Source organism: Bradyrhizobium sp. WSM471 (assembly GCF_000244915.1).
Taxonomy (GTDB): Bacteria; Pseudomonadota; Alphaproteobacteria; order Rhizobiales; family Xanthobacteraceae; genus Bradyrhizobium.
Map to the genome: position 1 here is coordinate 1,380,216 of NZ_CM001442.1, position 21,377 is coordinate 1,401,592.

Here is a 21,377-nt window from a genome sequence, read left to right on the forward strand (position 1 = left end):
GTTCGGCCGGGCGGGGCTTGATCATATGGGAGTTAGGTAGTCCTTTTTTTCGGCAATCTCAACTCTCAGGAAACGCGTTTCAGAACGGCGTTAACCGCGGCCTCGGCGGTAATGCCAAAGTGCTGGAATACCTTGTTGAGAGGGGCGCTGGCGCCGAAGGAGTGCATGCCGATAAATTCGCCATCCTGGCCGATCACGGCGTCCCAGCCCCAGCGCACGGCGGCCTCGATCGCGACCTTGATGGGGGCGTTGCCGATGATCTCGTCGCGGCGTTCCTTTGGTTGCGCTAGCAGGAGCTCGAGCGAGGGAACCGAAACCACCCGGGTCGGAATGCCGCGCTCGGCGAGCTGCTTCTGGGCGGCCACGGCCATCTCCACTTCGGAGCCCGAGGCGAACAGCGTCGCCTTGGCTTCGCCCTGGGCGGCCACCAGCTCGTAGGCGCCAAACCGGCAGGGACTCTCGTTCGGTGCGGCGGTGCGCAGCTGCGGCAGGTTCTGCCGGGTCAGCGCCAGCACTGTCGGGCCGTCGATGCGGTTGAGCGCGAGCTCCCAGCACTCGGCAACCTCGATGGAATCGCACGGGCGGAACACGCGCATGTTGGGAATGGCGCGCAGCGCCGAGAGATGTTCGACCGGCTGGTGGGTCGGGCCGTCTTCGCCGAGGCCGATGGAATCGTGGGTCATGACATAAACGACCCCGGTCCCCATCAACGCGGCGAGCCGCATCGCCGGCCGTGCATAATCCGTGAACACCAGGAAGGTCGCGCCGTTCGGCGCAAAACCACCGTGCAGGAAGATGCCGTTCATCGCCGCGCACATGCCGTGCTCGCGGATGCCGTAATGGATGAAGCGGCCCTTCGGCGTCTTGGCCGAGAACGCGGTTGCCGATTTCGCCTTGTTGTTGTTGGAGCCGGTGAGGTCGGCCGAGCCCGCCAGAAACTCCATCGGCATCGCGCCGGCAATCACTTCGATCACGGCTTCGGAGGATTTGCGGGTCGCCGCATTCATCGGCTTTTCCAGCAGCTCCTTCTTGTAGCCTTTGAACGCCTTTGCCAGCGCTGCCGGGCGCTCGTGGCGCAGGCGACGCTCGAACTCGGCGCGCTTGCGGCTGCCGAGTTCACCGAGCCTTGCTTCCCATTCCTGTCGTGCCGCCGCGCCACGGCTGCCGGCTGCGCGCCAGGCCTTGAGCACGTCGTCGGGCACCGAGAACGGCTCCAGCGAAATGCCGAGATTTTCCTTGGCGGCCTTGAGCTCGTCGGCGCCGAGCGCTTCGCCGTGGACCTTGTTGGTGCCGGCCTTGTGCGGGGCGCCGAAGCCGATGGTGGTGCGGCAAGCAATCAGCGTGGGCTTGTTTGATTTCTGCGCGCGCGTGATCGCGGCTGCTATCGCGGCCTGGTCGTGGCCGTCGATCTTTTCGGCCGCCCAACCCGCCGACTTGAAGCGCTTCACCTGGTCCACGGAATCGGAGATCGAGGTCGGACCATCGATCGAAATGCCGTTGTCGTCATACAGCACGATCAGCTTGTTGAGCTTCCAATGACCGGCCATCGCGATCGCTTCCTGCGACACGCCTTCCATCAAATCGCCGTCGGAAGCGATCACATAGGTGTGGTGATCGACGATCTTCCTGCCGAACTCGGCGGCGAGCATCTTCTCGGCGAGCGCCATGCCGACGGCGGTGGAAATGCCCTGGCCGAGCGGACCGGTGGTGGTCTCGATGCCCTTGGTGTGGCCATGCTCGGGATGTCCTGGTGTCAGCGACCCCAACTGACGAAAGTCCTTGAGCTGGTCGATCGTCATCTCGGGGCTGCCGATCAGATACAGCAGCGAATAGATCAGCATTGAGCCGTGCCCGGCCGAGAGCACGAAGCGGTCGCGGTCCGGCCAGTCCAGCGCGGCGACGTCGAATTTCAGGAATTGCGTGAACAGCACGGTCGCCATGTCGGCGGCGCCCATCGGCAGGCCCGGATGACCCGATTTCGCCTTCTCGACGCCGTCCATGGCAAGGCCGCGGATCGCATTGGCCATACGGTTGTGATCGACCTGCGTCATGTCTGAAAATCCGTCTGAAATGAGGCGCTTGTGGCTGGATTTGGCCGCGCCGGAAGGAGCCTTTCGGCCGCTGGGGTCGCGGCTGGGATAGCATCTCGGTTCCGGCAGGCCAAGGCAATCAAACGCCGGTTTGGCGGCAAAAGTTGCTTAACGGTGCATAGTTTCGTGGCGGCGTTGCGCTCCGCTAGCTTGCCACGTAAATTTCTGCTTCTAACCGCTTGCCGAACCGAGTCTTTTGCCGGACGGCAAGCTCCAAGGTAAATGCCACCAGATAGGCCACAGGTTCCGCCGCTGACTGCATGAACGATCGCGTATCCAACAGCTCTGCCATGACCGAGTCCTCGGCCGTCGAGATCGAGATCGCGACCCGCAGGCTCATGGCGGCGCTCGACTCCCTCGAAAGCGCGGTGGAGCGGCGGCGCGATGCCGATCGCGACGAGAACGAGCTCGCCGCGCGAATCCAGGCGTTGGGCGCGGACCGCTCGCGCCTTGCCGACGAGCTCGACGGCGCGCTGGTGAAGGCGCGCAAGCTCGAGCGCTCCAGCCGCGAGATCTCCGATCGGCTGGATTCCGCGATCGTCACGATACGCTCGGTGCTCGATACCGGAGAGGATGGATGAGCCACATCAACGTCACCATCAACGGCCGGCAGTACCGCATGGCCTGCGAGGAGGGCCAGGAGGTGCGGCTGCTCAAGCTCGCCGAAAGCCTGGAGACGCGGATCCAGTCGCTGCGCGGAAAGTTCGGCGAGATCGGTGATGCCAGGCTCACCGTGATGGCGGCGCTGACCGTCTGCGACGAATTGGTCGATGCCGGCAATCGCATCCGCACCATGGAGCAGGAGCTGACCGAATTGCGGGATTTCCGCAACGCCGCCGTCGAGCGCGCCCGGTTGACCCAGACCGCGGTCGTGAACGCACTGAACTCAGCAGCCGAGCGCATCGAGAAGTCGACCCAGGTCCTGAACCGGACAGTGGGCAACGGGATCGCCATCGGCTGACCGTTCACCGGGCTGGCGATTCGTCAGCATCGTTGTTACATTGCCCGAGCGGGGCTGCGACGCGCGTCAGGAGCCATTATCCCCGGGGCCTTATCGATCCTTTAGGGAACTGTCCCTGGCCGGGCCCGTGGGCTCGGACATATGGTGCCCACCTACTTTCGTAGGGAACTCCGGGATCGAGTGCTTCAACGGCGTTCGCGGCTTCGCACTTTTGTTGTTCTTCCTTCTGGTTCGTGCCTGTCGAAATTGCGTCCCCGACACGCTGCGGGTGATGACAGCGGGGGTAGCTCTGCCTCGGGGGCAAGCGCATGACCAACACCAAAGCCGAACTCCGCGCCAAAGCCCTCGCGGCGCGCGATGCGCTGAGCGAAAAGAAACGCACCGCCGCCGCCGCCAAGCTCGCCAAGCGCGGGCTGCCATTCCAGCTCCTGCCTGGCAGCGTCGTCTCCGGCTATTCGCCGATCCGCAGCGAGATCGATCCGATGCCGCTGATGAAGAAGCTCGCCGAGCAGGGCGCCAGGTTGGCACTGCCTTGCGTCACCGCGCGCGGCCAGGCGCTGATCTTCCGCGTCTTCCATCCGAACGATCGCCTGATGCTCGGCCCGCTCGGCATTCCCGAGCCGTCACCTGGGGCCGCTGAAGTTATTCCCGACATCATGCTGACGCCGCTCGCTGCCTTCGATCGTCTCGGCCATCGCATCGGTTATGGCGCGGGGCATTACGACCACACCTTCGCGCATCTGCGAAAAGCCAAGAATATCGTCGGCATCGGGCTCGCTTTTGCAGCGCAGGAGATCAAGGCGGTTCCGGCACTAGCCCACGACGTGGCGCTGGATTATGTGCTAACGGAATCGGACGTATTCGATTTCCGGAGTTCTGAAGTTGCGCATTCTGTTCGTGGGTGATGTCGTCGGCCGTGCCGGGCGCAATGCCATCGCCGAATATCTGCCCGGCATGGTCAAGGACTGGTCGCTCGATTTCGTGGTCGTCAATGGCGAGAATTCCGCCGGCGGCTTCGGCATCACGGAAGCGATCTATCAGGAATTTCTCGACGCTGGCGCCGACGCGGTGACGCTCGGCAATCACTCCTGGGACCAGCGCGAAGCCCTGGTGTTCATCGAGCGCGCCGAGCGTTTGGTGCGGCCGGCGAACTATCCGCGCGGCACGCCCGGCCGCGGCGCTGCGCTGGTGGAAACCAAGAACGGCAAGCACGCGCTCGTCGTCAACGCGCTCGGCCGCGTCTTCATGACCCCGTTCGACGATCCCTTCGCTGCGCTCGAGCGCGAGCTCGGGGCCTGTCCGCTCGGCATTGCGGCGGACGCCATCGTCGTCGACTTTCATTGCGAGGCGAGCAGCGAGAAGCAGGGCATCGGCTTCTTCTGCGACGGCCGCGCCAGCCTCGTCGTCGGCACCCACACCCATGTGCCGACGGCCGACCACCAGATCCTGTCGGGCGGCACCGCCTACATGACCGATGCCGGCATGACCGGCGACTACGATTCCATCATCGGCATGCAGAAGGAGGAGCCGCTGCGCAGGTTCACCTCCGGGATCCCGTCAGGCCGCTTCGAGCCGGCGGCGGGCGCTGCGACGCTCAGCGGCGTGGCCGTGGAGACGGATGACGCGACCGGACTCGCACTGCGGATTGCACCGGTGCGCGCAGGCGGCCGGCTGGAGCCGACGACGCCGAAGTTTTGGTTGAGCTAGTTGGCGCGTAGCTCGCCACACACTCAGTGTCGTCCTGGCGAAAGCCAGGACCCATTACCACCGGCGATGGTAATGGGCAGGCTCGTGGTCGAGCGTGTCGCGCCAAACAGGCAGTTGGGAAAAATGGGTCCTGGCTTTCGCCAGGACGACATTGGGACCTACTCCGCCGTCTGCTCCCGCAACTCCGCAACATCCTTCGCCGTCAGCTTCGAGCCCTTCGTCCCGAACCTTGCCGTGACGTAATTCGCCACCGCCGCGATCTCGTCATCGCTATAGGCGTTGCCGAACGCCGGCATCGAGAGCGCTCCGTCGGGCGTGTGGCGCTTGGTGCCTGACAGCACGATCTGCGCGACGTTGGTGGCGGCGGGGTCGTTGACGGCCCAGGTGCCGGTCAGCGTCGCCATCGGCGAGACCGGGCTCTCGCCGCTCCAGCCATGGCAACTGGCGCAAGCGCTGGCGAACATATTCTTGCCGCGCGCGTCCGCCGTAACACCGTCCTTGTGCGAGGCGGGCGCAACGGGCGCGGTGGTTGCGGGCAGGTCGGGCGAGGGCTGCGGCGGCACGCTGCGCAAATAAGCGACGATGCTGCTTATGTCCTCAGGCGCGAACTGGCTGAAGCTGTGGTCGACCGCTTCACCCATCGGACCCGACGCCGAGCCGTGGCCCGGCGCATGGCCGAGCGACAGATAGGAGACCAGGTCCTCGTCGCGCCAGCTGCCGAGGCCGGTGGCCTTGTCGGAGGAGATGTTGAAGGCGCGCCAGCCGGCCGTGATGGCACCTGCGAATTTCTTGCGGTTGTCCAGCGCGAAGCCGAGATTGCGCGGCGTGTGGCATTCGCCGCAATGCGCCAGCGCCTCCGCGAGATAGGCGCCGCGATTCCACTCCGGGCTCTTCGACGTATCCGGCGCAAAGCGCGTGTCGGGATTGAACACGGCCGACCAGACAATCATCGCCCAGCGCTGGTTGAACGGGAACGACAGCGTGTTCTCCGGCGGCTTCGCGCGCACCGCAGGCAGGCTGAACAGATAGGCCTTCACCGCCAGCACGTCCTCGTCCGTCATATAGGTGTAGGACGTGTACGGCATCGCCGGATAAAGCCGGGCGCCGTCATGGCGCTTGCCGCGCTGGACGGCGTTGAGGAAATCCTGGTCGCTGTAATTGCCGATGCCGGTGTCCTTGTCCGGCGTGATGTTGGTGGAATACAGCGTGCCGAACGGCAGCTTGAAGCCGAGCCCGCCCGAATAGTCCTTTTCGCCGGGCTTGGTGTGGCAGACCATGCAGTCGGCCGCCTTCGCGAGGTATTCGCCGCGTTCAACCAGGCTCGCCTTCTCCAGCCTGGCCGGCACGCCGGTCGGCTTGCCGGCGCGGTAATCCGCCAGCGCCACCTTGGGGCCGCCGGCGAAGTCGAGCGGGCCGGGCCCGCGGATGATCCAGACGCCGAGCGCCACCACGACGATGGCGATCACTACGATGCCAGTGAAGATACGCATCTTGCCGCTCATGCCTTTTTCCCCGCAGCCAGCAGTTTCCGATCGATCGGCAGGCGCCGTAGCGCCACGCCGGTTGCCGCGTAGATGGCGTTGCGCAGCGCCGGCGGTCCGGCATTGACGCCGGCCTCACCGATGCCGCCGGGCGCCTCGCCGCTCTTGACGACGACGACCTCGATCTTCGGCATCTCGTTGATGCGCATCATGCGGTAGTCGTGGAAGTTAGACTGCTGCACGCGGCCCTTCTCGATGGTGATCTCGCCATAGAGCGCTGCGGTGAGGCCGAACACCAGGCCGCCCTCGATCTGCGCTTTCACCGTATCGGGGTTGACCGCAATGCCGGTGTCGACGGCTGAGGTGATGCGGCGGAGCACGATCTCGCCGATATCGTCGATCTCCGCTTCCACCACGGTGGCGAGGAAGCTCGCAAACGACGGCTGCACGCAGACGCCGCGGGCGACCCGTGGTGGCAATGCCTGGCCCCAGCCGGACTTCTCGGCCGCGAGATTGAGCACCGCGAGCATGCGCGGATTCTTGGTCAGCATGGAGCGGCGGAATTCGACCGGGTCCTTGCCGGCCTTGCGCGCCAGCTCGTCCATCGCGCATTCGACCGCGAACACGTTGTTGTTCGGACCGACACCGCGCCAGAAGCCGGTGGGCACCGCCGGCGGTTCGGCGCGGACATATTCGACGTGGAAGTTGGCGAAGTCGTAGGGCGCATCCACGGCGGCATCGACCGCATCGATGTCGATACCCTTCTGGAATGCCGGCGGCAGCCAGCGCGCAATCACCGCCGAGCCGGCGACCTTGTATTTCCAGGCCGCCACCTTGCCGTCGACCAGCGACGCCGTGATTTGGTCGCGATAGACCGGCCGATAGACGTCGTGCTGGATGTCCTCCTCGCGCGTCCATATCACCTTGACGGGATAGTCGACCTGTTTTGCGATTTTCACGGCGGCCACCACCATGTCCGGCTCGAGCTTGCGGCCGAAGCCGCCGCCGAGCAGATGCTGGTTGACGATCACCTTGTCGACCGGGAGGCCCGCGGCTTTCGCCGCCTCCGACTGCACGCGCGTCATGATCTGCGTGCCGGTCCAGATCTCGCAGGCGTCCGGCCTGACGTGAACGGTGGCATTGATCGGCTCCATCGAGGCATGCGCCAGGAACGGCAGTTCGAAGCTCGCCTCGAACCTGTCGCCGCTGGCGAGCCCCTTGGCGATGTCCCCGACCGATTTCGCGACCACGCCGTCCTTCGCGCTGGCGGCGCGCAGATGCTGCCAGATGTCCTCCGTGCTGAGCTTCGCGTTCGGTCCCTCGTTCCACTCGATCTCGAGCGCATCGAGGCCTTTCTTCGCGGCCCACATGTGGTCGCCGATCACGGCGACCGTGTCCTCGAGCACCACGATTTTGCGCACCCCCGGGATTTTCACCGCCGCGCTGTCGTCGACCTTGCCGACCTTGCCGCCGAAGACCGGGCAATTGGCAATCGCGGCGATCTTCATGCCGGGCAGGATCGCGTCGATGCCGTAGACGGCCTTGCCGTTGACCTTGTCCGGCGTATCGAGCCGCTTCAGCGGTTGGCCGATGATCACGAAATCCTTGGGGTCCTTGACCGGGACGTCCTTCGGTGGCGTCTGGCCCTGTGCGGCCAGTGCCAGTTCGCCATAGCCGAGCTTGCGGCCGCTTGCGGCATGCACGACTTCGCCTTTCGACGTCGTGCAGCTTGCAGGCTCGACCTGCCATTGCGCCGCTGCGGCCTGCACCAGCATCGCCCGCGCACTGGCGCCGGCAGTGCGCAGAGGCTTCCACCACGCACGGACCGAGGTGGAACCACCGGTCGCTTGCAGGCCGAAGGCGGGATTGGCGTAGAGCTGGTCGTTGGGAGGCGCGTGCAGCACCGCAACCTTCGTCCAATCGGCATCGAGCTCTTCGGCGAGGATCATCGCAATCGAGGTGTAGATCCCCTGGCCCATCTCGACCTGCGGCATGATCAGGACGGTGCGGCCGGTGTCTTCGATCCGGATGAAGGCGTTCGGCGCGAACTTGCCGTCGGTGGTGTCCTTCGGCTGCTCCGGCTCGTTGACGGCGGCGCGCAGCGGCAGGTGGAAGGCAAGCAGAAAGCCGGTGGCGAGACCGCCAGTTAGCAGCGAGCGGCGGGAAACCGCGGGAACAGTCTTTTCAGTGATCATGGCGAACCTCACGACGGCCGGCCGGAGGCGGCCTGCTTGATGGCCTCGCGGATGCGCACATAGGTGCCGCAGCGGCAGATGTTGCCGGCCATCGCCGCGTCGATGTCGGAATCGTCAGGGCTGGGCGTTGCCGCCAGCAGTGCCGCGGCCGCCATGATCTGGCCGGACTGGCAGTAACCGCACTGGATCACTTCGGCATCGAGCCAGGCCTTCTGCACTTTTGCGCCGGCCGGTGTGCTGCCGACATGCTCGATCGTGGTGATGGCGCGGTTCGCGACCGCGCTGACCGGCAAGACGCAGGAGCGCACTGCCTTGCCATCGACGTGCACGGTGCAGGCGCCGCACTGTGCGATGCCGCAGCCGAACTTGGTGCCGGTCATCCCGAGGACGTCGCGCAGGACCCACAGCAGCGGCATGTCAGGTGGCGCGTCGAACGATTTCGTTTCGCCGTTGATGGTGAGAACAGTTGCCATATGCATCCCCTTGCTCGCTCGATCGCTTACGGCGATCTAGTCAGCGAATTCGCGCGCACAATAATCATATCGATGCGAAACGATGAAGCGTCGACATGTCCGGCAATGCATTTTTGCGCAGCGAGCGCGTCAGGCCATGACGTTCACGAATTTGTGCGGCGATCGCTGCAGTGATTTTAGGCTAATTGATATGATAAGCGTCATTTTCTGACGCTTTTTCTTCGTGCGCGTCATTGATCGCCGCAGATGATCGTGCGAATGCGCAAAATCATGCGATGACGAAAGTCGTGCGATTGTGGAAGTCGATCGACGGCGCGGATTATCGCATATGAGCTCGGCTGACCCTGAGCGAGCGCCTCGTCCTTCGAGACGCCCGCTTCGCGGTCTCCTCAGGATGAGGCTGACTGGCAACTGTGCCTGTCGAAATTGCTGCCACGTGCTCCGTCCTCATCCTGAGGGCCCGCCGGAGGCGGGCGTCTCGAAGGATGGCCGCAGGGGAGATTCGCAAATTGGGTAAGAACGTTGGCGCCGGCAGCGGTCGCTGCAATGTCTTGGCCTGATCCCGCGGCGCGCGCATCCACACCTCGCGCTCTTCGGCGGTTGTCAGGATCACCGACATAGCCTTTGGAGGGGATCGGCTCAACCACGGCGTTCGGCCCGCGGGCGCCGTCTTGGATCACCCGGCAAAGGGAAGCCTGATCGTGAACGAGGCACCGCCGTGCTCCCGATTGCTCGCTGATATGGACCCGTTGTGCGCTTCGATAATGGTGCGCGCAATGGACAAGCCCATGCCCATGCCTTCGGCTTTGCTGGTGTAAAACGGCTCGAAAACCTGTTTCAATTTGTCTTCTGGAATGCCGGGCCCGCGATCTGATACGGATAGCTCGGCAAATTGATCGGCGCGCGCAGTCCGGATGGTGATAGTGCGGCTTTCGTGAGGCGTGTCCTTCATAGCCTCGACCCCGTTCAGCACAAGGTTCAAAATGACTTGTTGAAGCTGAATGCGGTCGCCGAGGATCGGTAGAGCCTCCGCCGTGATCACGTTGGCCATTTCGAATTTTCGGCTGACGGTCAGCGCCGAAAGAAACCTGATCGTCTCTTGCACAATTTCATTGAGGTCCAATCGCTTCAATTCGAACGGCGCCTTTTTGAGGAGGCTGCGCATCCTGCGAATGACCTCGGTGGCACGCCGGTCATCCTGCAAAATGTCGTTCACAATTTCCCTGAGCTCGACAACATCAGAAAGCGCGGCGATATCGGAACGCTGCGATTGCAGGATCGCGGCTGCGGTTTCGGCGTTCGTCAGAATAGACCCAAGCGGCTGGTTGATCTCGTGAGCAATCGAGGCGGTCAGTTCGCCAGCGGTCGCGAAGCGATTGACGTGGGCCAGTTCAGTCATGCGCTGCCGCGACTGTACTTCGGCGAATTGACGACGACGATGCTCAAATAGCAAAAGTGCGATCAGTCCCGCTTGCGCGAGGACAAGCGCGATAGTGAACGTGATTTGCCACCAATATCGCTCCCACAAATTGGGCTCCCGGAAGTAAACCGTGCTGTCAGGCGGCAGTCTGCTTTGGGAAATTCCCCAGCGCTGCAGTTGTCGCCAGTCAAACATAGGCGCGGCCAGCTGGACAAAACTCGGCTTGATGTCGGCAACGTTTTCGCCGTTGAGGATGCGAAGCGCGACTTCCGCCGCCTGCTTGCTTTGTCTGGCGACGACCTGCATTGGTCCACCGACGATGCCCTCTCCGAAAAAACTTTCGTCGTGAAAAAAGATGGGTGCATTGGCTACGCTGTAAAATCGGGTAAACGCAGTGTTACCCTCATGCGCCACTCCCGCCGCATCGACATTCAAACCAATCCAGAAAATCGCACTGTGCGGCGGAAGGTTGGCCGCATCCTTGAGCATGTCTTCGAAGGAAAGTTCATTGTACCATCGAAACTGGACACGATCCGTGAACCGCGCGGTGGACTTGGCGACCTCGTTACGCCACCAGGTTTCGCTCGGCGAAGCACCGACTACGATGGCAATCGTAGTTGTTTGAGGTAGGACCTGCAGGATATTTTCAAAGAAAACAGGATCGTCGTTCGTGATTGCCACGACGGTGTCGTACTTGGTCAATTTATCGAAGTCCACGCGGCGTCGCTCTACCAGAGTGTACAGCATCGGCGTAGTTGCAAAGAGGTCCTTGCGGTGCGCCTGCACGAAATTGGCAGCAGGCGCACCGATCGCGACGATCAGGTCGGGCGGCTGGTCTATATTGAGGGAACGAAGATACTCGACAAAAGGGGCGTCTGACTTGTCGCTGCTTCGCCGGGCATTCAGCAGCGACTGGTCTTGAAATTCAATGGATGCCCGTCGGCTCAGCTCGGCGCGAAGGGCTTCCGAATAATCGGTCCAAGGCCTGAACCTGAGACCGAATGAATGCAGCATCAATACTCGCTTTGGCTGTGGATCGGCTGCCGGACTTTGGCCTGTCGTCGCGATCAACAATGCGATGGTCATCGCCGCGGTGAAGCTCCGCACCCGACAGGTTCGCCATGAGCGAGGCAGCCAGAAAAGCATCGCAGCCCGAGCCCCGATCCAAGTGGAGTACCGTATCCGCTCGATTAGATTATCAACAAGCGGAGACAAGGGGAAACTCCGGGGCAATTCTGACACAAGCAGGTCCGCAAGAGTTCATAGCGGGGCGTCGCGCGGTCCCGCGATAGGCCACGTCGCCAAGAGTACCTGCAGATCGTACCTGCAGACCGATGGCGCTGGGTCGCCATCGTCGGACGGTCACCGCCAGCGCTTGCTTGCGCGCACAGAGGGCCAAGCCGCGCTATCGCGCGTCGCTACGGATCAATAGGCGCAAATATAGTTTCCGTAATAATCGTAGCAACTGCGGCGGTACGCAGCAGCGCCAACGGCAGCCGCGCCGACCGCTGCCGCTCCCACACCGTAGCCGCGATAGCCATAGCCGCGATAGCCGCCCCGATAACCTGCGCCGCGCACTGCAACAGCGCCGCCGCCCCGCGGTCCTCGAACTGCGACCGCACCGCCGCGGTAACCGCCGCCACCCCGATAGGCACCTCCGCCGCGCCGAGCCTCGGCATCATCGGGGGTCAAGCAGACGATGAGCAAAACGAAAGCGGCAAGAGGAGCGAGAATATAGCGGAGCATGATGGAACCCTTCCATGAATTCATTGAGCCCCGCTCGCGAGATTGCGGCTCACTCCGCGCGTGAGGTTGATGTAGATCAATCGAACCCGCGCACTGCGACGCCTACGCTGTGTTCGGCCGCACCTGAGGCGGCTTCCGTCACTTTCGGTGACGCAAGTGCGAAAAGGGAGGTCCGCCATGCATTCGAGAAAGCTTCTTTCGATCAGGTCAGCGACTGTTGCCGGGATTGCTGCTAGCGCCCTGTTGGGCCTTGCAGGTCTCACGCTAACTCCAGGCCCAGCCAATGCGGTCGTGTATTGCCAGTACACTGCTTACCCGGTGGGCTGCGTTGCCCGGGCAGGCGTCGTGCTCAGGCCGCGCCCGGTGGCGCGCGCCGCAGTGCGTCATAACGCCGGTGGCAATGCGAATGGTGGCGTCAATCGCGTCGGAGCCAGGCGGTAAAGGCCGATTTCGCAAGCCAGGAGGAAGCCGTCATCGTTTCGTCCCGGTGGCGGTTTTTCTTTGTCTGGCGAGGATAGGCCATTGGTACCGCCGGGGCGGCATTAGGGCATGAAACACACTTGGTACGTCACTTTTGAAGTGCCGCCGGACGGCACACTGTCAAGACGGCGACATCCGCGCCTGACCAACACGTTTGAAACCGAAGCGGCAGCCAAGGATTTTGCGCGAACCAAATTCAACGACGGACTGATCGTCACTGCAGGGACCATCATCCCTCACTTTCCGAGAGTGTCGATCCCATCGACCGAAATCCCAACGTGGCTTGAAGCACCGAGCCAAGTTGATCCAGATCAATAAGGAGGCCACCGACGCTGGTGACATCCTCTGAGGGGGCAGCAACCGGGAGCCTGAACATGAATGAACGTTCGGAGCCGAAACAGGTCTGTCGTCGCAACGCACTAACCTTCCTTGGATACGCAGGAGTGTTTGGGCTTTTGGCTTCGTCCGCAATTTTTGCGGCCTCAGAGGCTGTTGCTCAAACCACCGCGCCAGCCGCCGCGCCTACCACGCCGCCAGCGGACGTGCCGAAGTCAGGCACAGAACGCCGACAGGAGCGGCGCAGCGGGCGAACCGAGCGGCGACAGGAACGCCGCACGGGACGCACAGAGCGGCGCCAAGAGAGGCGTACAGGACGCGACGAGCGACGGGACGCTCGCGACGGCACCCCGGCCGCCACGACGACCACAGAGCAGAAAAAGTAGGCCGTTCATCGGGCAAAGCACAGCGACCGGGCCGCCTCAACGGAGGCCCGGAAGGCCCTACAGCGCGCCGCCAGCGCCGGGCTACCAGACAGCTGCCGAGCCCCTATCGTATCCAGCCTGAAGAACGACCTTAATTCATCCTGCGCCGGAGCTTCTCAACGAGGGCGCGCAGGTCGTCAATGTGTTCGGCAAGTAGCTGCCGCGCCTGCTCTATACGTGATTGTTTCCGCTCCGGCGCGTCGTTGCCCGCAGGGCGTTCGTCAGGATCGTCCATTCCTCTTAGTACGCGGCGTACCGGGAAAAGGTTTTATCAAAATGGACAACAGCGTGCCCTAAATAGAGGCGCTGCGATCTGCCTTATCCGCAGCCTCCAGTATCGCAAGCTGGCTCGCGAGGCCGGTAAAACTGCGGGATATATTCTTCAAGACGTTCAGTGTTCGCTCGGGTGTGCCGGGTTCAGCGGCCCTGCATCTGAACGCAGCGGCGAATTCCCGGCAAGCTGCGGCCGTGGGCATCGCAGCAGGTCCGGTGCCGCTGATTGCTGGTCGACGCAGAAGTTCTTCAGATGCGGCCATCTGTGCGCGTGAGCGTTTTATCTGCTGCTGCACGGCGCCCGTTGCGTGCGGATGCTCGTCAAGTGTGCTGCGGTGGCTTTCTTCGAGGTCCTTGCCGGGGCAATAGCGCATGGCTGTTCTTCGCCTCTGCACGCATTGTATGAAACGTAAATAGTTTCACGCCTCATGGCCCTCTGCAAGGAGGGTGCGGATTTCGGAATAATAGCACTCTACGCCTGTTTTGCCCGACGGCGCAATGGCCTCAACAGGCACCTACTGGATCGACGGATTCATCAGGCGCTTAAGTCCTTGATTCTGCTCGCCCCGGCTACTGTGCATGGGGTTGTTTTCGAGGTTTTGATTCAAGGACGCCATGCGCCGCCGCCGTAAGCGCGTCGCGACGACCGTCAGCTCTGCCGAAAGCCCATCCGGAAGGCGCCCCAGTGCTTGCCGCGGATCATGATCGGCGAGGACAGATCCTTCATCAGAACGAACTGCCCGCCGCCCATGTCGCGGCGATAGGTCTGCAGCAGGAACGGCTTGGTGTTGGCAGCGACCTTCTGCACCGCGCGATCGGTGAACAGGCGGCGGTTGCGGCAATTGGCGTTATTCCAGACCGGGTCCTTGCCCTGCGGCAGGCGGTAGTTCGGGTTGTGCGTCGGCAGATAGCCGCCCTTGGCCCAGGCGACGCAGAACACGATGCGGGGATCGGACTTCTGGATCGGGTCCTGGATCGCGGGCAGCAAGCGGTCGGTGAAGTCGACATAGTCAGTGTTGTACTGCTTGGGATCGGTGCCGGCGATTTCCCGGTAGTTCTCGTCCATGAACTGGTCGAGCGTGATCTCGCCGCGGCCGATGGCCGCTTCGAACTCGTCGGAGATCCGCTTGGCGGTCTCGACGACGGTTCGGATCAGCGGTGCATCGGATGTCTCCACGCCGCTGTCGGCGATCAGCGCGATCAGGCCTTCGGACGTGTCGAGCAGCTTCGTCACCCGCTGATCGGCGTTCTTGAGATCGCGCGAGGAGAGGTCGACGCCCCTGGCGAGTTCGTTGAGCTCGCTGATGACGGTGTCGCAATGTCCGAGATTGGAGGTCGCCGCGCGCGTGACGCTGCCGATCTCGGCTTCCACGGAGGCGAAGCCCTGCTGGACCCGCGAGATGATGCCGGAGATGCGCTGGGCGCCTTCGCCGGCCGTCTTCGCACGCTGCGAGGCGTCGCTGCTCTCGCCGATCAGGCCTTCGATCTGGCCGTCGAGATCGCGCACGGTGTCGGAGATCTGGTGTGTGGCCTGGCGGGTGGCTTCCGCGAGGTTCTTGACCTCGCTTGCCACCACCGCGAAGCCGCGGCCGGCATTGCCGGCGCGTGCTGCCTCGATGGTGGCGTTGAGCGCGAGCAGGTTGGTCTGCTTCGCGATCGCCTCGATCGAGCCGGACACTTTTGCGACTTGTGCCAGCGCGGAGCCGACGGCGCTCAGGCGCGCCTCGATCCGCTCCACGGCTGCAACGAGCTCGGAGATGTGGCTGACCGCGGCATCGACTGCGCCGCGCGACTGCGCGATCTCGCCGACCGCCGCTGACGTGGTCGTTTGCACTGCCTGCGACGCATTGGCGATGTCGTGATTGGCCGACACCATCGTCTCGGCGGTTTCCTGGAGGTGATGGAACCGCTCCGACTGGTTCGCGACGCGGCTTGCGACTTCCTGGACGTTGCCGGCGATGTCAGCGAGTTCCACGCCGAGGCCGCCGATGCGGTCGGCGAGCTGATCGATCAGCCGTTCGGCAAGCGTTCGGTTGGAGCCGGTGTCCAGTACTGCAAGTTGTACGACGGACATGTCTTGAGAGTCCTCCAGTCAGAGCCGTTCGCCGGCTCACCGCGGCATTCCCATTCCAATTCCGGTCTTAAGAGGTGATTCGCGCTTTGGCGTCTTGCCTGAGCGCGCACTAGAGCTTGTAGGCCGTCCTGAATCCGCCCCAGTGCCGGCCCTGCACGCGGATCGGAACGTCGATCTCGCGCATCATCACCGTATTTCCGTTCCCCATGTCGCGTGCATAGCTCTGGACCAGATACGAGCGCAGGTTGCGCGCGGCGGCCAACCCCGCGGGATCGTTGAACATCCGCCGGTTGCGGCTGTTGGCCGTGTTCCAGGCAGCATCGCCCGGCCGCTGCGGATGCGAATAGATCCTGTTGTGCACCGGCAGGAAGCCGTTGCGGTCGACCATGGCGCAGAACGCCAAGCGCGGGTCCTTTGCCAGAAAAGCCTCCTGGAACGCCGGCAGCGCGCGGTCGGCCCAGTCCAGATATCTGGTGCGGTACTGCTGCGGATTGGTTCCGGCGATTTCGGCGTAGTCAGTGTCGAAGAGGTCGTCGATCTTCACCTCGCCGCGGGCAACCGCCTGCTCGAAGATCGCGGTCAGCGCGTTACCCGCCTCCATGGCGCGGGTGACGAACTCGGTGTTTTCTTCGTGGATCGACCAGAGCCGGTCCTCGATCTTCTCGCTGAGCGCAGCATCGGGATTGACGAATTGCGCGCGGGCGCCGGCCTTGGATTGCTCGACCACGCGCAGGCGGCAGGCGCCGACGCCTTCGAGGGTGCCTTCGACCATGGCTTGCGACGCAAGGCGGCCCGCGTCCGCGCCGCCGATCAGCACGCCGTCCATCGCTATCTCGTAGACCGGCAGCACGCCCCGGGCGGTTTCGAGCTTGAGATGGCAGGGCAGCCGCTCGGTCTTGCGGCGGTCGTCGTGCTCGCTCTGGCGCAGCAGCACGGCGCAACGCGATTTCAGTTTCTGTGCGAAGGCGGTCACGGCCTTGCCCGCGCTGGCGACGTTCTCGCCGTGGCTCTCGGCTGCCTTGGTCGCAGCATCGATCTCGGCTGCGCTTTCGCCGACCGAGATGATGAACTCCGACGCGCTTGTCGCGTTGCCGGAGACTTCGCTGGTGGTGGCGTTCTGTTCGGCGACGGCGCCGTTGACGGTCTCGAAGACCGGGCGGATCGCCTCGATCGCCTGCGAGATGCGGTGCACCGCATCCGCGGAGCCGGCTGCGTCGCGCTGCAGCGCGTCGATCTTTTTGGTGATCTCCTCCGTCGCGCCCTGGGTCTGCACCGCGAGTGCTTTGACCTCGGTGGCGACGACCGCAAAGCCTCTTCCCGCAGCGCCCGCGCGCGCGGCCTCGATGGTCGAGTTGAGCGCGAGCAGCGTCGTCTGCCGCGCGATCTGCGCGATCAGATTGACGACGTTGCCGATGGCGGCCGAGGATTCGCGCAAGCGATCGACATTGGCGCGGGCTTCCTGTGCCGCGGCGCTGGCCTCGTCGGCGAGCTTGCCGGCCTCGCGGACCTGTGCCCCGATGCCCAGCGCCGACTGGGTGAATTTGTCGGCGGCATGGGCGAAGGTGGAGGCGTTCGATTGCGCGGCGTTGGTCCGGCCGGTCAGGGCGTCGGTGCGGTCGCGGATGGCGGCAAGCGTCGTGGCGGTCGCCTCGGCGCCGCCGGCCACCGAATTGGCGGCGCGCTCGAGCTGGCGAATCATGGCGCCCAGCTCGAGTTCCAGCAGTTCCAGGATTTCCTTGGCCGAATCGCTCTCGACGGCCGCGGCAGGCTCGGAATGGGCCGCCGGCTGCGCAGCCTGCGGGGCAGCCGCAGTTGCAGCCATGTCCGGCAGACGCTTCCGAAATAGTCCGAATGCCATCAGGTCTCTCTTGTCGGGGGACGGTCGGGCGCTATTTTCGCAGGCTGGAATGAAATCAGGGTTAACGGTGCCTGACATCTAGGCACGGGCCCATACGGTGTTACCTTAAAGTCGTAGAGCCTCTTTCTTTCCAGGGGGGTGGCGGCCTATAAGGCCGCGCTTCCCACGCTCACCTTGGCGCACGAGTCCCTAGAGAAGATCACGCATGGCCGGACATTCCCAATTCAAGAACATCATGCACCGCAAGGGGCGGCAGGATGCCCAGAAGTCGAAACTGTTCGGCAAGCTGGCGCGGGAAATCACCGTTGCGGCCAAGCTGGGGACGCCCGACCCCAACATGAACCCGCGCCTGCGGGCAGCGATCACCGCGGCGCGTCAGGAGAACATGCCGAAGGACAATATCGAGCGCGCCGTCAAGAAGGCGCTCGGCAATGACGGCGAGAATTATGACGAGATCCGCTACGAGGGTTACGGCCCCGGCGGCGTTGCCGTCATCGTCGAGGCGCTGACCGACAATCGCAACCGTGCGGCTTCCGACATCCGCTCCTTCTTCACCAAGTCCGGCGGCAATCTCGGTGAAACCGGCTCGGTGTCCTTCATGTTCGACCGCACCGGCATCGTCGAATACGACCGCAGCGTCGCCTCCGACGATGCGGTGCTGGATGCCGCGATCGAGGCCGGCGCCGACGACGTGATCTCGAGCGAAGGCGGCCACGAGATCTACGCCTCGACTGAAGGCTATCGCGACGTCGCCAAGGCGCTGGAAGCCAAGTTCGGCGAGCCGCGTAAGGCCGCGCTGATCTGGAAGCCGCAGAACACCGTCGCGGTCGACGACGAGACCGCCGAGAAGCTGCTCAGGCTGATGGACCTGCTCAACGAGCACGACGACGTCCAGCACGTCTACGCCAATTTCGAGGTGTCGGACGCGCTGCTGGCGAAGATGGGCGGGTAGGGGGCCACTTCCCCTGTTACTTCCGTTCTGTTTCTGTTTCCCCCACGGCGGCCAGCCGCTATCACTGGCCCATGACGACGCTCCCGATTCGTGGCCCCGTTCGCATCATCGGCATCGACCCTGGCCTGCGCCGCACCGGCTGGGGCGTGATCGAGGCCGAGGGCAACCGCCTGATCTACATTGCCTGTGGCTCGGTAGAACCGCCGGACGATTTGCCGCTGGCGAGCCGGCTGCTCGCGATCCATGAGGGGCTCGCCGCCATCCTGTCCGGTCACAAGCCGATGGAAGCCGCGGTCGAACAGACTTTCGTCAACAAGGACGGAGTCGCGACGCTGAAGCTCGGCCAGGCCCGCGGCGTCGCCATGCTCGCGCCTGCGATGTTCGGCATCAGTGTTGCCGAATACGCGCCGAACCAGGTGAAAAAGACGGTGGTCGGCGCCGGCCACGCCGACAAGCAGCAGATCGCGATGATGCTCAAGATTTTGCTGCCCAAGGCCGATCCGCCGTCCGCGGACGCCGCCGACGCGCTCGCCATTGCCATCACCCATGCCCATCATCGCCAGAGCACCGCGCTGCGGCTGAAGGTGGCAGGCTTATGATCGGCAAGCTCAAGGGCCTGATCGATTCCTACGGCGAGGATTTCGTCATCCTCGACGTCGGCGGTGTCGGTTATCAGGTGCATTGCTCGACGCGCACGCTGCAGCATCTGCCCTCGCCGGGCGAGGCCGCCGTGCTGTCGATCGAGACCTATGTGCGCGAGGATCAGATCAAGCTGTTCGGCTTCCGCAGCGACCAGGAGCGCGAATGGTTTCGCCTGCTCCAGACCGTGCAGGGTGTCGGCGCCAAGGTCGCGCTTGCCGTGCTCGGAACGCTGCAGCCGTCCGACCTCGCCAACGCCATCGCGTTGCGCGACAAGGCTGCGGTGGCGCGCACGCCCGGTGTCGGCCCCAAGGTCGCGGAGCGCATTGTCACCGAACTGAAGGACAAGGCGCCGGCCTTTGCCAATGTCGATCCGGCGGTCGTGCATCTCGCCGGTGCCATGGACGACCAGCGCGCGCCCCGGCCCGTGGCGGACGCGATCTCAGCGCTGGTCAATCTCGGCTACGGCCAGCCGCAGGCTGCGGCCGCGATCGCATCGGCCTCGCGCAGCGCGGGCGAGAGCGCCGAGACCGCGCAGCTCATCCGGCTGGGCCTGAAGGAGCTGTCGAAGTGAGTGCGGCCCGCGCCAATCCCGTCGCCGTTCTTTTCCGTCGCCTTTCGCGCGTGGCCGGTATCGTCGTGATCTTCGCCGTTGTGGGGCCGCTGACGGTCGCCGCGCTGGTTTCGGTGATGGTGACGACGCTCGGTGCCGCGGTGCTGCAGATGTTTCTTGCGCTCCTTGAGCTGGAGGCACTGCGCACCCTGGTTTCGGTCGCGATCGTGCTGCTGGCCATCGCCACGATTCTCGCCTCGTTCTTTCCCGCAGTCGCCGCCGGCTTGATCTTCGCGCTGGCCGCGGTCTACGCCGAGCTCAACATGATCTGGATGGCGTGGCTCGCCGCAGCCGTGGCCGCCGCCGGCTTCGTCGGGTTTGGCATGTTCGTTGTGCCCGCCGAAAACTCCGCAGTGATCTTGCCGAGTGTCGGTTCCGCGCCTGAGGCGCTGAAGCTGTCCGCCCTGCTCGCTATCGTCGCTGTCATGCCGGCCAGCCTGTGCTGGTGGCTCGCGAAACCGCTGCACCGTGTTATCCTGCCCGCATGAGCACTCCTCCCCGCATGGTCACGCCCGAGCGCCGCAGCGATGATGTCGGCGACACTGCGTTGCGTCCGCAATCGCTATCCGACTTCGTCGGCCAGCAGCAGGCGCGCAAGAACCTCTCGATTTTCATCGAGGCGGCGCGCAAGCGCGGCGAAGCGCTCGATCACGTGCTGTTCGTCGGTCCGCCGGGCCTTGGCAAGACCACGCTGGCGCAGATCGTGGCCAAGGAGCTCGGTGTCGGCTTTCGCGCCACGTCGGGCCCGGTGATCGCCAAGGCTGGCGATCTTGCCGCGCTGCTCACCAATCTCGAAGAGCGTGACGTGCTGTTCATCGATGAGATCCATCGCCTGAGCCCGGCAGTGGAAGAGGTGCTCTATCCCGCGATGGAGGACTTCCAGCTCGACCTTATCATCGGCGAGGGCCCCGCGGCGCGCTCGGTCAAGATCGAGCTGTCGAAATTCACCCTCGTCGGCGCCACCACGCGCGCCGGCCTGCTCACCAATCCCTTGCGCGATCGATTCGGCATTCCTATCCGGCTCAATTTCTACACCATCGAAGAGCTGGAAAGCATCGTCACCCGTGGCGCCCGGGTGCTCAATGTCGGCATGAGCGCGGACGGCGCCAACGAGATCGCGCGCCGCGCCCGTGGCACGCCGCGTATTGCCGGCCGGCTGCTGCGCCGCGTGCGCGATTTTGCCTCGGCGGCCGATGCCGACAGGATCGATCGCAAGATTGCCGACCACGCGCTGAGCGCGCTTGAGGTCGATGCCGCCGGCCTCGATGCCATGGACCGCCGCTACCTCACGACCATCGCGCAGAACTATGGCGGCGGCCCGGTCGGCGTCGAGACGATGGCCGCCGCTCTGTCGGAGCCACGCGATGCGATCGAGGACATCATCGAACCCTATCTGATCCAGTGTGGCTATCTGCAGCGGACCCCGCGCGGCCGCCTGCTCACCTCGCACGCCTTCCGCCATCTCGGGATCGCCGAGCCCTCGCGCGATGCGGCGGCACAGTTCGGCCTGTTTGGCACCGACGAGAGCGACGACTGATCTGCGCAAGTACGGGCTGCTCGGCCGTCATTAATTTCCGGTCATCTCGTGCAGAGGGTCTGCACAAACGCACCCCATTTCCGCTCCAATAGGGTCGCATCAAGGAGCTGCATCACC

General features: G+C 64.0%; 22 protein-coding genes, 1 other RNA gene and 1 pseudogene. 12 read left to right on the top strand and 12 right to left on the bottom strand.

Annotated features, from left to right (window positions below; all coding sequences use genetic code 11):
• Positions 1 to 65: 65 nt before the first annotated feature.
• Both tkt and BRA471DRAFT_RS37900 read right to left on the bottom strand, forming a co-directional pair.
• Positions 66 to 2,051, bottom strand: coding sequence for a transketolase (gene tkt, locus BRA471DRAFT_RS06335; RefSeq protein WP_007605529.1), 1,986 nt, complete (start codon positions 2,049 to 2,051; stop codon positions 66 to 68).
• Positions 2,052 to 2,235: 184 nt separating this feature from the next.
• Positions 2,236 to 2,382, bottom strand: a complete 147-nt coding sequence (locus BRA471DRAFT_RS37900; RefSeq protein WP_156526966.1) for a hypothetical protein — start codon at positions 2,380 to 2,382, stop codon at positions 2,236 to 2,238.
• Here BRA471DRAFT_RS37900 and BRA471DRAFT_RS06340 point away from each other — a divergent pair.
• The 5 genes from BRA471DRAFT_RS06340 (at position 2,351) to BRA471DRAFT_RS06355 (ending at position 4,758) form a co-directional block, all read left to right on the top strand.
• Positions 2,351 to 2,671 (top strand): DUF4164 domain-containing protein, encoded by a 321-nt coding sequence (locus BRA471DRAFT_RS06340; RefSeq protein WP_026232773.1) that lies wholly within the window; start codon positions 2,351 to 2,353, stop codon positions 2,669 to 2,671. The two genes, BRA471DRAFT_RS37900 and BRA471DRAFT_RS06340, sit on opposite strands and share 32 nt — an antisense overlap.
• The gene (locus BRA471DRAFT_RS06345; RefSeq protein ID WP_007599950.1) at positions 2,668 to 3,051 is read left to right on the top strand and encodes a cell division protein ZapA; all 384 of its coding nucleotides are present in this window, start codon (positions 2,668 to 2,670) and stop codon (positions 3,049 to 3,051) included. Before BRA471DRAFT_RS06340 ends, BRA471DRAFT_RS06345 begins: the two co-directional genes overlap by 4 nt.
• 48 nt (positions 3,052 to 3,099) lie before the next feature.
• Positions 3,100 to 3,259, top strand: a non-coding RNA gene (ssrS, locus tag BRA471DRAFT_RS35875) — 6S RNA.
• Between the two features lie 100 nt (positions 3,260 to 3,359).
• Positions 3,360 to 3,956: a 5-formyltetrahydrofolate cyclo-ligase gene (locus BRA471DRAFT_RS06350; protein WP_007605530.1), complete on the top strand. Its 597-nt coding sequence runs from the start codon at positions 3,360 to 3,362 to the stop codon at positions 3,954 to 3,956.
• A complete protein-coding gene (locus tag BRA471DRAFT_RS06355; protein ID WP_007605532.1) occupies positions 3,934 to 4,758 on the top strand; it encodes a TIGR00282 family metallophosphoesterase in 825 nt (274 codons plus the stop codon). Before BRA471DRAFT_RS06350 ends, BRA471DRAFT_RS06355 begins: the two co-directional genes overlap by 23 nt.
• Positions 4,759 to 4,916: 158 nt before the next feature.
• On the opposite strand, the gene BRA471DRAFT_RS06360 is transcribed toward BRA471DRAFT_RS06355, so the two are convergent.
• The 6 genes and pseudogenes from BRA471DRAFT_RS06360 to BRA471DRAFT_RS06380 all read right to left on the bottom strand — a co-directional run bounded on the left by BRA471DRAFT_RS06360 (position 4,917) and on the right by BRA471DRAFT_RS06380 (position 12,097).
• On the bottom strand, positions 4,917 to 6,260 hold the full coding sequence (locus BRA471DRAFT_RS06360) for a cytochrome c (RefSeq protein WP_007605540.1): 1,344 nt from the start codon (positions 6,258 to 6,260) through the stop codon (positions 4,917 to 4,919).
• Positions 6,257 to 8,434: a xanthine dehydrogenase family protein molybdopterin-binding subunit gene (locus tag BRA471DRAFT_RS06365; RefSeq protein WP_007605541.1), complete on the bottom strand. Its 2,178-nt coding sequence runs from the start codon at positions 8,432 to 8,434 to the stop codon at positions 6,257 to 6,259. Before BRA471DRAFT_RS06365 ends, BRA471DRAFT_RS06360 begins: the two co-directional genes overlap by 4 nt.
• An 8-nt stretch (positions 8,435 to 8,442) precedes the next feature.
• Positions 8,443 to 8,907, bottom strand: a complete 465-nt coding sequence (locus BRA471DRAFT_RS06370; RefSeq protein WP_198287862.1) for a (2Fe-2S)-binding protein — start codon at positions 8,905 to 8,907, stop codon at positions 8,443 to 8,445.
• 529 nt (positions 8,908 to 9,436) lie between these two features.
• A pseudogene (locus BRA471DRAFT_RS39345) lies at positions 9,437 to 9,563 on the bottom strand (SOS response-associated peptidase); the annotation flags it as partial.
• 20 nt (positions 9,564 to 9,583) lie between these two features.
• On the bottom strand, positions 9,584 to 11,473 hold the full coding sequence (locus tag BRA471DRAFT_RS06375) for an ABC transporter substrate binding protein (RefSeq protein WP_007605543.1): 1,890 nt from the start codon (positions 11,471 to 11,473) through the stop codon (positions 9,584 to 9,586).
• Positions 11,474 to 11,752: 279 nt separating this feature from the next.
• A complete protein-coding gene (locus BRA471DRAFT_RS06380) occupies positions 11,753 to 12,097 on the bottom strand; it encodes a hypothetical protein (protein ID WP_007605544.1) in 345 nt (114 codons plus the stop codon).
• Between the two features lie 153 nt (positions 12,098 to 12,250).
• Between BRA471DRAFT_RS06380 and BRA471DRAFT_RS39350 the strand changes: the two genes are divergently transcribed.
• Both BRA471DRAFT_RS39350 and BRA471DRAFT_RS36185 read left to right on the top strand, forming a co-directional pair.
• Complete coding sequence (locus tag BRA471DRAFT_RS39350) at positions 12,251 to 12,514, top strand: hypothetical protein (RefSeq protein ID WP_007605545.1); 264 nt, start codon at positions 12,251 to 12,253, stop codon at positions 12,512 to 12,514.
• A gap of 108 nt (positions 12,515 to 12,622) precedes the next feature.
• Positions 12,623 to 12,871 (top strand): hypothetical protein, encoded by a 249-nt coding sequence (locus BRA471DRAFT_RS36185; protein WP_083843135.1) that lies wholly within the window; start codon positions 12,623 to 12,625, stop codon positions 12,869 to 12,871.
• Positions 12,872 to 13,405: 534 nt separating this feature from the next.
• Here the strand turns inward: BRA471DRAFT_RS36185 and BRA471DRAFT_RS37905 are convergent.
• The 4 genes from BRA471DRAFT_RS37905 to BRA471DRAFT_RS06390 all read right to left on the bottom strand — a co-directional run bounded on the left by BRA471DRAFT_RS37905 (position 13,406) and on the right by BRA471DRAFT_RS06390 (position 17,519).
• The gene (locus tag BRA471DRAFT_RS37905; RefSeq protein WP_157233978.1) at positions 13,406 to 13,549 is read right to left on the bottom strand and encodes a hypothetical protein; all 144 of its coding nucleotides are present in this window, start codon (positions 13,547 to 13,549) and stop codon (positions 13,406 to 13,408) included.
• A 58-nt stretch (positions 13,550 to 13,607) separates the two neighbouring features.
• Positions 13,608 to 13,961, bottom strand: coding sequence for a hypothetical protein (locus BRA471DRAFT_RS39355; protein WP_231171039.1), 354 nt, complete (start codon positions 13,959 to 13,961; stop codon positions 13,608 to 13,610).
• Positions 13,962 to 14,236: 275 nt separating this feature from the next.
• Positions 14,237 to 15,661, bottom strand: coding sequence for a methyl-accepting chemotaxis protein (locus BRA471DRAFT_RS06385; RefSeq protein WP_007605546.1), 1,425 nt, complete (start codon positions 15,659 to 15,661; stop codon positions 14,237 to 14,239).
• Between the two features lie 109 nt (positions 15,662 to 15,770).
• A complete protein-coding gene (locus tag BRA471DRAFT_RS06390) occupies positions 15,771 to 17,519 on the bottom strand; it encodes a methyl-accepting chemotaxis protein (RefSeq protein ID WP_007605548.1) in 1,749 nt (582 codons plus the stop codon).
• 205 nt (positions 17,520 to 17,724) lie between these two features.
• On the opposite strand from BRA471DRAFT_RS06390, the gene BRA471DRAFT_RS06395 reads away from it, so the two are divergent.
• The 5 genes from BRA471DRAFT_RS06395 to ruvB all read left to right on the top strand — a co-directional run bounded on the left by BRA471DRAFT_RS06395 (position 17,725) and on the right by ruvB (position 21,260).
• Positions 17,725 to 18,471: a YebC/PmpR family DNA-binding transcriptional regulator gene (locus tag BRA471DRAFT_RS06395; RefSeq protein ID WP_007605550.1), complete on the top strand. Its 747-nt coding sequence runs from the start codon at positions 17,725 to 17,727 to the stop codon at positions 18,469 to 18,471.
• A gap of 71 nt (positions 18,472 to 18,542) precedes the next feature.
• Positions 18,543 to 19,070 (top strand): crossover junction endodeoxyribonuclease RuvC, encoded by a 528-nt coding sequence (gene ruvC / locus BRA471DRAFT_RS06400; protein WP_007605552.1) that lies wholly within the window; start codon positions 18,543 to 18,545, stop codon positions 19,068 to 19,070.
• Positions 19,067 to 19,684: a Holliday junction branch migration protein RuvA gene (gene ruvA / locus BRA471DRAFT_RS06405; RefSeq protein WP_007605553.1), complete on the top strand. Its 618-nt coding sequence runs from the start codon at positions 19,067 to 19,069 to the stop codon at positions 19,682 to 19,684. Before ruvC ends, ruvA begins: the two co-directional genes overlap by 4 nt.
• Complete coding sequence (locus BRA471DRAFT_RS06410) at positions 19,681 to 20,211, top strand: hypothetical protein (protein WP_007605554.1); 531 nt, start codon at positions 19,681 to 19,683, stop codon at positions 20,209 to 20,211. Before ruvA ends, BRA471DRAFT_RS06410 begins: the two co-directional genes overlap by 4 nt.
• A complete protein-coding gene (gene ruvB / locus BRA471DRAFT_RS06415; RefSeq protein WP_007605555.1) occupies positions 20,208 to 21,260 on the top strand; it encodes a Holliday junction branch migration DNA helicase RuvB in 1,053 nt (350 codons plus the stop codon). The genes BRA471DRAFT_RS06410 and ruvB overlap by 4 nt, the downstream gene beginning before the upstream one ends.
• Positions 21,261 to 21,377 lie beyond the last annotated feature (117 nt).